This window comes from Pantoea sp. Morm (assembly GCF_016643525.1).
Taxonomy (GTDB): Bacteria; Pseudomonadota; Gammaproteobacteria; order Enterobacterales; family Enterobacteriaceae; genus Pantoea; species Pantoea dispersa.
Window position 1 is genome coordinate 1 of the sequence record NZ_VOQX01000123.1, and the last position, 10,790, is coordinate 10,790.

Annotated in this window: 10 protein-coding genes and 1 pseudogene; 9 read left to right on the forward strand and 2 right to left on the reverse strand. The window is 52.1% G+C overall.

Translation table 11 applies throughout. The features are described 5' to 3' along the window. From FT726_RS24265 to FT726_RS24300, 8 genes and pseudogenes are all read left to right on the forward strand, one after another. Positions 1-287 (forward strand): annotated as a pseudogene (locus tag FT726_RS24265) (DeoR/GlpR transcriptional regulator); the annotation flags it as partial. 18 nt (positions 288-305) lie between these two features. Next, positions 306-1,382, forward strand: coding sequence for an oxidoreductase (locus FT726_RS24270; RefSeq protein WP_034830835.1), 1,077 nt, complete (start codon positions 306-308; stop codon positions 1,380-1,382). A gap of 347 nt (positions 1,383-1,729) precedes the next feature. Continuing rightward, positions 1,730-1,933 (forward strand): type II toxin-antitoxin system VapB family antitoxin, encoded by a 204-nt coding sequence (locus FT726_RS24275; protein ID WP_034830833.1) that lies wholly within the window; start codon positions 1,730-1,732, stop codon positions 1,931-1,933. Next, positions 1,933-2,310 carry a type II toxin-antitoxin system VapC family toxin gene (locus tag FT726_RS24280; protein WP_034830832.1) on the forward strand — a complete coding sequence of 126 codons (378 nt, stop codon included), beginning with the start codon at positions 1,933-1,935 and terminating at the stop codon, positions 2,308-2,310. The genes FT726_RS24275 and FT726_RS24280 overlap by 1 nt, the downstream gene beginning before the upstream one ends. A gap of 192 nt (positions 2,311-2,502) precedes the next feature. Next, the gene (locus FT726_RS24285; RefSeq protein WP_286158807.1) at positions 2,503-2,703 is read left to right on the forward strand and encodes an Lrp/AsnC ligand binding domain-containing protein; all 201 of its coding nucleotides are present in this window, start codon (positions 2,503-2,505) and stop codon (positions 2,701-2,703) included. A gap of 796 nt (positions 2,704-3,499) precedes the next feature. After that, positions 3,500-5,710, forward strand: a complete 2,211-nt coding sequence (gene fhuE, locus FT726_RS24290; protein ID WP_346303585.1) for a ferric-rhodotorulic acid/ferric-coprogen receptor FhuE — start codon at positions 3,500-3,502, stop codon at positions 5,708-5,710. A gap of 178 nt (positions 5,711-5,888) precedes the next feature. Continuing rightward, entirely contained in the window at positions 5,889-6,476 is a 588-nt protein-coding gene (locus FT726_RS24295) for a pyridoxamine 5'-phosphate oxidase family protein (protein ID WP_230599254.1), read from the forward strand. A 261-nt stretch (positions 6,477-6,737) separates the two neighbouring features. Continuing rightward, positions 6,738-8,189: a sugar porter family MFS transporter gene (locus FT726_RS24300; RefSeq protein ID WP_346303586.1), complete on the forward strand. Its 1,452-nt coding sequence runs from the start codon at positions 6,738-6,740 to the stop codon at positions 8,187-8,189. A gap of 14 nt (positions 8,190-8,203) precedes the next feature. Here the strand turns inward: FT726_RS24300 and FT726_RS24305 are convergent, their stop codons facing one another. Next, a complete protein-coding gene (locus tag FT726_RS24305) occupies positions 8,204-8,374 on the reverse strand; it encodes a DUF2256 domain-containing protein (protein WP_072017069.1) in 171 nt (56 codons plus the stop codon). A 216-nt stretch (positions 8,375-8,590) separates the two neighbouring features. On the opposite strand from FT726_RS24305, the gene FT726_RS24310 reads away from it, so the two are divergent. Beyond that, positions 8,591-9,502 (forward strand): LysR family transcriptional regulator, encoded by a 912-nt coding sequence (locus tag FT726_RS24310; RefSeq protein WP_034830826.1) that lies wholly within the window; start codon positions 8,591-8,593, stop codon positions 9,500-9,502. A 72-nt stretch (positions 9,503-9,574) separates the two neighbouring features. Here FT726_RS24310 and FT726_RS24315 read toward each other — a convergent pair. Continuing rightward, the coding region (locus tag FT726_RS24315) for an MFS transporter (RefSeq protein ID WP_346303587.1) at positions 9,575-10,790 on the reverse strand (1,216 nt) is incomplete at its 5' end.

Below are 10,790 nucleotides of genomic sequence, written 5' to 3' on the forward strand. Positions count from 1 at the left end.
CGCTATCTCTGCTTGAAAAGTATCGTGCCGACATCGCCATTCTGGGGGCTTGTGCGCTGCATGCCCGGTTTGGATTGAGTGCCAGCCAGGAGGGTGACGCTGAGGTGAAGCGCGCCATGCTGGCGGCAAGCAGCGAACACTGGGTGGTGGCCGATCATATGAAGCTCAACCGTTGTGAACCCTATCTGGTCGCACCGCTCACCGATATCCATCAACTTTTCCTTGATGCGTCCTGGAGCGAGTTTGACGTCACCGACGCTACACAAGTCAACATCACACATTCTTAATGGCAAGAGGAGTCAGAAATGAGTATTCAGAAAGAGATTCGCGTCGCCCTCATCGGCTACGGATTTGTCGGTAAAACATTTCATGCACCTTTAATTCAATCCGTTCACGGTTTGAAGCTGCATGTTGTTTCGTCTGGCAGTAAGGAGAAGGTCAAAAAGGACCTGCCTGACGTCATCGTTCTCGACTCCCCGGAAGCGGCCATCCAGCATGCAGATATTGATCTGGTGGTGATCGCCTCGCCCAATGCGACTCATGCACCCCTGGCGAAGCTGGCGCTGAATGCCGGTAAGCATGTGGTGGTGGATAAACCGTTTACGCTGGATCTGGCAGAGGCCAGAGAGCTGGCGGCACTGGCCCGTGAGAAGACATTACTGCTTTCAGTATTTCAAAACCGTCGCTGGGATACCGATTATCTGGGGGTAAAAAAGGTCATCGATTCTGGCGCGATCGGTCAGGTCAAACATTTCGAGTCTCACATCGACCGATTCCGCCCGGAAGTGCGCGACCGCTGGAGAGAACACGATATTCCTGGTAGCGGCTTATGGTTCGACATTGGGCCTCATATCATCGATCAGGCTCTGCAACTTTTCGGACTGCCAGAAACCGTTTCTGGTGACATCGCCGTACTGCGTCATGGCGGTAAAAGCAATGACTGGGCGCACGTCACGCTTAGCTACCCTGAGCATAAAGTGATCCTGCATGCCAGCATGCTCGCCGCGGGTGGCGTGTCACGCTTTATCGTTCACGGAGATAAGGGCAGCGTGGTCAAACCCAAAGCCGACCAGCAGGAAGCGCAACTGATTGCTGGCATCGAACCGGGTTCCGCGACCTGGGGCGAAGATCAGGATGATTTGATGGTGTTTGACAGCAATCTGCAGGTCACGTCACTCAAAACGCCAAAAGGCGACCAGCGTCAGTACTATATCCAGGTGCGAGATGCGCTGGCGGGCAAGCAGGCTAATCCAGTTTCTCCCGCTCAGGCGATTGCCGTCATGGCGGTGATTGAAGCGGCAGTGCGCTCATCAGAGACGGGCACGGTGCAGAAACTCGCGCTGAGTGAAGCGGAAGCTGGTGCGTTTTATCAACTGAGTTAGCCGGTTGGTAGCGCTCAAGTTATCCGGGCGGGCGTTAATTTGCTGTCACAAGCGTGCCAGCGGATAAAAACGCCTCTGGCCAGATTTTAGTGCATGGAATTAATCATGCCGCGTCGGAATCTCACCCCTCCGTGCGCGGCGCGTTTGATGTCCTGAAACTTTTCGCGTGTTCTTACCCTAGGCATGAAGAGTGAAATTTGGTGACAAGAATGCACGTATAGCTACGGCCATGATTGCCTTCGAAGTTGCAACGCTCCATACCAGAGTCATCAACAAGGTGAGAAATTGACCTGATTCATATTTTGATGCATGATGACATCAGTTTTTGAATCATATGAGGTGGCGAGATGCGTACTACAGTGACAATTGATGATGTGCTGTATGCTCAGGCTCTGGATATGGCCGATCCAGATATGGACAAGGCTGATATTTTCCGTGAAGCGATGAAAACGTTTGTTCGGGTACAAGCGGCAAAGCGCCTTGCTTCATTGGGTGGCGCAGCGCCTGAAATGGAAAGCATTCCCCGCCGTCGCGAGGAACCGTCTGCATAATGTCCATTCTAGTTGATACATCTGTCTGGGTAGATCATTTCAAAAACAGAAATGAAGAGTTAGTGCGGTTACTGAGCGGGGACCTGGTATTGATTCATCCAATGGTTATTGGAGAACTTGCCTGCGGCACTCCGCCAGCGCCCCGCGTGCGCACACTTCGTGACCTGAACTTGTTACCGCAATGCCACCAAGCCAGCATGAGTGAGGTGATGGCATTTATTGAAAATAAAATGCTGTACGGACACGGGTGTGGCCTGGTGGATATCACCTTGCTTGCATCTGCTCTCATTACCCCAGGAGCAATGCTCTGGACGCTCGATAAACGGCTCGTCAAGTTAGCCAATGACCTTAATGTAGGCTTTCAGCCTGTTCACTAACCTTAACTTCATCGTTAAGTTATCCCGCCCGCACAATCACAGCGAGATGAACCCGCCTTCACCGTCGCCAACATCATCATATCCAACACTAATCAAACGCGTTCCGATATTCACCGCTGCTAGTTTGGGGTTATTCAATGTCACATTGGTTGGCTGTTCCCCGGCCAAAGGGCGAGGAGCAGTTACCAAGAGATAGTGGATTGCTATAACGCTAGTGGCGGTTACGATTACCTACTCAAGATCATCGCACCCACCATATCGATGTTTCAAGACCTGATGGAGGACGATATCGGCATTGAAAAATTCGCCAGCCGTATCGTTCTCCGCCAGCCTTATCCGCAGCGTGGAGAGCCGCTTAACGTGATTGCCCATGGTGTTGCGAGCTGGAAGTAGGGATCGTCACCTTCGTTAAATCATCATTTCCCAACCTAGCGTTGAGGATGTCCAGCGCTGCTTTCTCAGCAACAAGCATTGTGCGCAGAAACTGAAAAACTATCACTGGCCAGTGTAGGTTCCTGCCTCTAAATCCCGAGGTCATCACGACATGTTTTATGTTGTTACATATCATATCGTTATGATTTCACTTCGAGGGGGTTTAAGTGGGTTAGTTTTGCGGTTATTTAACAATCATGAAACTGTTGGTGTGGGCCTGGATTGAATCAGGGAATGAATCATTGGAGTGATTCAGTCAAATAAACGCCTTGAGGTCTGGGTTGTCCATTTAAAGTCTGGGAATTTAGATTAGTGCGAAAGCGAAAATAAATTCGTTATTAATTATTTCATAAACCCATCCTCAATAAATGTCTGTTGATTGGTTGCTACGATGTTTCAATATTTGAGACAGCAAAGAAATTGAATAAGTTTCAACGCTAAGACCGATTTATTTTTACTATGTCCATTAGGGATTATCACCTGAGGTTATAAATTTATCGTTAGTTCTGTTTATTTTTCGTCATTACCGTAAATAACTTGATCGGTGAATTGTAATAATTATAATTCTCATTCGCCTTCTTGGGCGAGTGGGGAATCTGTTGCTGCGTACCACTTTCACGCTAAAACGCTTCCTACTAAATCAGTTTCGAAAATATGTTTTACAGGGAATTCTGTCTCTCATTTTGACGGAGTTGAGCGTTTGCGCATCAGAACACCCACCAGTCATCTCATTAATAAAAAATCTCAAAGGATGATAATGTCTCGTTCTTCACGTCAAGCCAGGCTATTAAAGGCAAATAATAATATCGGTGTGAGCCAAACGCTGCCGATGATCTCTTTACTGGCCTTGGTTATCGCGACTGCATTACACAGCCCGAAAGTTTCCGCTGCGGAGACCACCACTAAAGAGCAAACGCTGGAAGTCACGGCGGCAGCCGGTAGCATCAATAGCAGCCAGGACACGGACTACAACGTCCCGGTTACGCGCGCCGCCATTAAATTAGCGCTGACCGCGCGTGACACGCCGCAGTCTGTTTCTGTCATCACCAAACAGCGTATGCAGGATCAGAAGCTGGAGACGTTAACTGACGTCTTAACCAACACCACCGGCATCAGTCAGTTCAACTCTGGCGCTAACCGCAGCAATTTTTACTCACGCGGTTTTATGATCGATAACTACCAGATCGATGGCGTGCCAGCACTGATTGATAGCGCCTGGAATCTGGGTGATACCCTGTCAGATACCGCAGTTTATGACCGCGTTGAAGTGGTACGCGGTGCGACGGGTCTGATGACCGGCGCGGGCAGCCCGGCAGCGTCAGTGAACATGGTGCACAAGCAGGCAGACAGCAAAACGTTTCAGGGTAATCTGTCAGCCAGCTACGGCAGCTGGGATACCCAACGTTACGTTGCCGATCTTTCCGGTCCATTGACCGAGTCCGGCAATGTGCGCGGACGCGTGGTGGCGGGCTATCAGGATGGCGACAGCTGGCTGGATCACTACCATACGCAGAAGAACTTCCTGTATGGCACCGTCGCGGCCGATCTCACCGATTCCACCACGCTGACACTGGGGTATGATTACCAGGAAACCAACATTCAAGGTGCGACCTGGGGCGGCTTGCCGACTTTCTATCTCGACGGCAGCAAAACCAACTACTCTCGCAGTGCCAACCTCGCACCAGATTGGGCCTACAACAACAGCGATTCCAAAAAGGTGTTCGCCAGCCTGAAGCAGACGTTTAATAACGGCTGGGAGCTCAACCTGAGCGGCTCGCATACTGAAGCCACTATGGACAGTAAGTTGCTGTATATCGACGGTTACTTTGATAAATCGACCGGTATCGGCATTGGCCCCTATGAGGGCTATGACTTGTTAGGCGGCACCGGCTACAACACCGCAAAACGCAAAGAAGATACCGCAGACGCCTATGTCACCGGTCCGTATGAGCTGTTTGGTCGCCAGCATGAGTTAATGGCGGGTGTCACTTATATCCGCCAGCACGATCGCTACGTCAGTGCCTCCACCAGCTTCACCTCGGCAGACGTGGGTGACTTCAATGACTGGGGTAATTATCCAGAACCGGATTGGGACGACCAGGCGCTGTCACAGGATAATGTGATCCGTCAGAAATCCGCTTACTTAGCGACGCGCATTTCACTGGCCGATCCGCTGCATCTGATCCTTGGCGCGCGTTATACGCAATACAACGCCAACACGCTGACGCAGAATATGGAGAAGAACAACATCACGCCGTATGCAGGCCTGGTGTATGACATCAACGATACCTATTCCGCCTACGCCAGCTATACCTCTATTTTCAAACCGCAGACCTATCGTAATGCGCAGGGTGCTTATCTCTCTCCTGTCACCGGTAAAAGCTATGAAACCGGGATCAAAGGCGACTGGATGAACAGCCGCATCACCGCATCGCTGGCGGTGTTCCGTATCGAGCAGGATCACCTTGGCGCGACGGATTATGCGCTGGTGCCAGGCAGTACCGATTACGCTTACTACGAGCAGAAAGGCACGGTGAGTAAAGGTGTTGAATTCGAAATCAACGGTGCGGTGACCGATAACCTGCAGATGACCTTCGGTGCAACGCGCTATGTGGCGAAAGATGGCGAAGATGCCGCGCTGAACCCAACGCAGCCGCGTACTTCACTGAAACTGTTCACCAGCTATCGCCTGCCGATGCTGCAGGACCTGACTGTGGGCGGCGGCGTGAACTGGCAGACGCACACCTGGGATAACGTAGCGGGCCCAGGCGGAACCTCAACGCTGTATGCAGAGCAGGGCAGCTACGCGCTGGTAGATCTGTTCGGACGCTATCAGGTCACCAAACAGCTCTCTGTGCAGGCCAACCTGAACAACCTGTTCGACGAGACGTATAACATCGATGTTGGCAGAAACACCGTGTACGGCGAACCGCGTAACCTGTCTATCTCCGCGAACTACCGATTCTGATTTGGCTGAAGTCTCCACGGAGAAAGGCCCTGTCATCATCTGATTGCTGGAACCTTCACGCCTTGTGTGCGGAGGTTCCAGCGTCACACCCTTCAGGTAAAGTTAATCCCGCAACACCTCAATGAATAATCACAAGTCTCTATACTTAACGTCATTCGTTACATTGGGGGCGTAATTTTTGACACCAGAATCTGAACATATTGATGCCATGGCCTGGCAGGAACTGAATGACGCAGCAAACGACCCTCACACCGGGTTTCGTTATCTGAACGTCTGCACCATCAATACTGAATTAAAACCACAGGCTCGCATGATGGTGTTAAGGCGAACGGACAGTGCCCGGCGGCTTCTGGAGTTTCACACCGATATCCGCAGTGCAAAATGGCAGGAATTAGCCCTCAACCCCGCTGCAACGGTATTGGGATTTTGCTCGCAATCACGCCTGCAGTTACGTTTGCAGGGGGGGTTCAAACGATATGAACCGGCAAGCGCTCTCGCCGGGCAAACGTGGCAAGGGTTGCCAGTCTGGACGCGCAGGAGTTATTCAGGCGGGCCGCCGGGAGCAGAATGGTTGTTTCCGCACGATCAAACCCAGCATGCTGAAAGTGAGGAGAGCGGGGAAGGTGGTCAGCGCCATTTTGGTGTGTTGGTTTTTCAGGCTGAGTCGCTCGACTGGTTTCGCCTTGAGCGCGACAATAATCGCAGGGCGCGACTGACTTATTCCGCAACGGGAAGTCTGACTTCATCCACCTGGATTAACCCTTGAAGATTCTGCATCCTTCCATTCCCTCGTAATAACAGCCTCGCTTTATTATCTGTGCACCGCAAATAACAGGTTGTGGGCGATGTGGATGCTGGCGAGGGTTAACCCACGATATGAATTCGAAAATCAAAAAATGTCTTCTGTACAAACCTCTCAGACCCAACGCAATACCGTGACTCAGATCTCATTCTTCAAATCCTGACTATACTCATACCTTTCTTTACACAGTGTTAGCTGTGTTTTTAGCAACCCATGGAAGCTCAAATGCAAAATTCTTCTCCGCCCCCATCGGATGATGGCGGCTCGCTCAATTTAACCGTGCAGCAACGTCTGTTCTTTGTGGTGTTAGTCGCCACCATGGGCGCGCTGGCGTTCGGGTATGACACGGGTATCATTTCCGGGGCGCTGCCCTATATGACTTTACCGACCTCGCAGGGCGGACTTGACCTCACGCCCTTTACCGAAGGGCTGGTCACTTCTGCGCTCACATTCGGTTCAGCGTTTGGGGCCTTTGTTAGCGGGTTTGTCTCTGATCGCTTTGGCCGCCGAATCACGCTGCGCAGTCTGGCCGTGCTATTCGTTGCTGGTGCATTAGGCACCACCATCGCGCCGAATCTTGAGATCATGGTGGTGATGCGATTTATCCTCGGATTCGCCGTGGGGGGCGGATCCTCCACGGTTCCGGTGTTTATCGCTGAGATTGCGGGTCCGAAACATCGTGCGCCGCTGGTTAGCCGTAATGAGCTGATGATTGTGTCAGGCCAGTTGCTGGCTTACATCGTCAGTGCGGCGATGAGTCTGTTACTGCACGATCCGAGCATGTGGCGTTATATGTTGTCGCTGGCGATGATCCCGGGTGTGCTGCTGTTTATTGGCACCTTTTTTGTCCCGGCCTCACCGCACTGGATGGTGGCCGAAGGGCGCATAAACGAGGCGTTACGTATTCTGCGTAATTTGCGTGAGAATCCGCGCGAAATTAAAAAAGAGATGGCGGAGATGCGCCAGAACGCGCGCGAAGCCCGTCAGGGGCCGCCCGCTCGTGAACTGCTGAAAGAAAAATGGATAGTACGATTGCTGCTGCTGGGCTGTGGCATGGGGATCGTTGCACAATTCACCGGCGTGAATGCCTTTATGTATTACACACCCATCATTCTGAAAAGTACCGGTCTGGGAACCAGCGCGTCGATCGCAGCCACGATAGGCAACGGTGTGGTATCTGTGATCGCGACCTTTGCCGGCATCAAAGCGATCAGCCATTTTGGTCGCCGCCCAATGCTGATCACCGGGTTATCGGTGGTGATCGCCATGCAGCTGGCGCTGGGAGCGGTGCTGGTACTGATGCCGCACAGTTTAGTGCAAAGCTTGCTGGCGCTGACCTGCATCCTGGTGTTTCTCTTCTTTATGCAGATGTGTATTTCGCCCGTGTATTGGCTGCTGATGTCTGAGCTGTATCCGATGAAAGTACGTGGCGTATTGACCGGTTCAGCCGTCGCTTTTCAGTGGATATGTAACGCCATCGTTGCGTTGGCTTTCCCGCCGTTGCTATCGCTGGTGGGAAATAATGCATTCTTCATTTTTGCCGCCATCAACGTGGCATCGCTGGTGTTTGTCGCGGTGATGTTGCCGGAGACCCGTGGTAAATCGCTGGAAGAGATCGAATCGCACATGCGTGAACATTTTGGCGAGAGCACGACTGAAACGGCGGCTTCAGCGTAGTGGTTGAAATCGTATTATGACCCGCTGCCGACCGTGTGGCTCTTGGCTGCACGGCGGCAGCGTTCCGAGCAGTACTGCACTTCATCCCAGCAATTTTCCCACTTTTTACGCCAGGTCATCGGTTTATGACACTGCTTGCAGTAGCGGACGGGCAGGGATTTTTTGTTTCCTTTGAAGTCTTTCATATTGTGTTGCCTGCGACGAAGTGATTCAGCATCGACCAGTTAAATCAGTTCTCACTGCGTTTACCTTAATAGTGATTGTAGAACATGACCAAATTGCGCAATTAACTGGTATTCAAACCCTCCATTGAATACATTTATTCCACAATAAAAACCCGTCGCGTCTCTAACTATCTCTTTTCAAGGCGAAAGCCAGCCCATCATTCAGGAACTCATTCCATGCGTAAAACAGACCATCTTGGGGGGATAACGGCGTTCGTGGCGACGGCCCAGCACGGCAGTTTCACCGCTGCCGCCGAACGTCTGGGGCTCACCAAATCAGCTGTGGCTAAAAGTGTCGGCCGACTTGAGGCGCGACTTGGCGTTGAGCTGTTCCTGCGTTCGACCCGACGTCTTAGTCTGACACCGGATGGCGAACGATTCCTGGCGAGCAGTCAGAGCGCCATCGAGATTCTGGAGCAGGCAGAGGCTGAGCTGACATCACATATTGCGGAACCTTCCGGACGGTTAAGGATAGATCTGCCTGCCGCGTTTGGCAGGCAGCGCATCCTACCTCATCTGCTGCGCACGCTCCGTCAGTATCCGGAACTCTCCATGACCGTGACGTTCAGTGAGCGATTTGTCGATCCGATAGAAGAGGGGGTTGACCTGGTGGTCCGTATTGGTGAACTGGCTGACAGTAGCGGGCTGATAGGACGGCGTCTGACAACCCAGAAGCTGGTTATTTGTGCCTCTCCTGATTACCTGCAACGTTCTGGTGTGCCTGCTGAAACCGCTGATATGAGTCACCACCAATGTATCGTTGGCCTTCGTCGCAATGAACCGAAAATCTGGCTGCTGAAAAACAGCCTGGGGCAAGTCACGCGCTTTACGCCGCCGGCGACGCATGAATTTGCCGATGGTGATGCGATGCTGGCGGCTGTGCTCGCCGGGTGCGGATTGTCTCAGCTGCCGTTGTGGCTGGTCGGGAAATATCTTGCTGGTGGGGAACTGGTTGAAGTGCTGAGTGGACATGCAGGAGGGGAAATGCCGGTGAGTGCCTTATGGCCGAAAAGCCGTCAGCTGCTGCCTAAAATCCGCTTTATGGTGGATACGCTGGTTAAGGCAGCGGAAGAGGGATTGCTGGACTGAGTCAGCATGAGAGAAAACAATTTCGCCCCCGATCGGAGGCGAAATTTTGTCGACCTAATGGCAGCTTGTTACTTAACTTTGTCTAACTGAGCGTAAGGTTCCGGAACGGTGACCTGCATTGTCAGCACGCTGTTTTATGAAGATGCTGATAAACGCCAGCACGGCAAAAATGATGCTGCTCAATACCACCGAGCGTGTGCCAAACTCGGCAATAAACCAGCCGCCAGCCAGTGAACCAATGGTGATGCCGAGATTGGAAAACGACATGTAAAGACTGTTGGCAAATTCGGGTGCCCGGCTGGCTTCACGCATCAGCCATGTCTGGCTAATCACCAGCCCGGAGGAGTGGAATGCGCCCCAGAAAACAGTCAACAGGCACATGGCCAGTGAGGAGCTGCCGGTAATCCAGATCAGCACCAGTACCAGCGCGAATAACAGCGGATAGAGGTGGGTGGTTTTCACTACGTTTTTCTGCAGGAAAGTGCTGAACACGAAGTTACCAATGAAGCCGCATATGCCAAATACCAGCAACAATCCACTGATAGTGTTGTTGTTCAGATGCGTGATGCCAGCAAGGTAATCCGCCACGTAGCTAAAACTGGAGAACATCGCCGCAAAGATCATGGTCACGGTGATGATGGTCAGCCACAGCTTGCCGTTACGCAGCACGCTGAGTTGGCTGGCAAAGGAGACCTTTTCTTTTGCAGGCAGGGAAGGAACGAACAACAGAATGCCAAGAAACGCAATAAAGCAAGCCACCGCCGCAAACCAGAAGGCTGCAGCCAGCGAAACATGTTCAGCCAGCAGCGTATTCAGTGGTACGCCGAGCACCAGCCCGATCGCCACACCCGCAAAAATTTTAGCTGCCGCCCCCGCGCTTTTCTCTTTCGGAACGGACTGGGTGGCGACTACCAGCGCAACAGAGAAGAACACCGCATGCGTGAGCGCAGGCAAAATGCGGAAAATCAGCATGGTGTTGAAAACGTCGGTGGTGGCGTATATCAGGTTCGAAACCACAAACACCAGCAGGATTGCCAGCAGCACCGTTTTCTTGTTCAAACCCGAAAGCAGTAGCGTGATGAACGGTCCGGTGATGGCCACAATTACCGCATAGATGCTCACCAGATACCCGACCTGCGTTGCCGTGACGTGTAGCTGTGAGATGAGTTTGGGCAGTAAACCGATGATGCCAATTTCCGTGGTGATGACGCCAAAAACGGCAACGGACAGCGTCAGTAAAAGGAGTGAACCCTTGTTTTGCATTGTCATACCTATGTTCAGGTTGTTA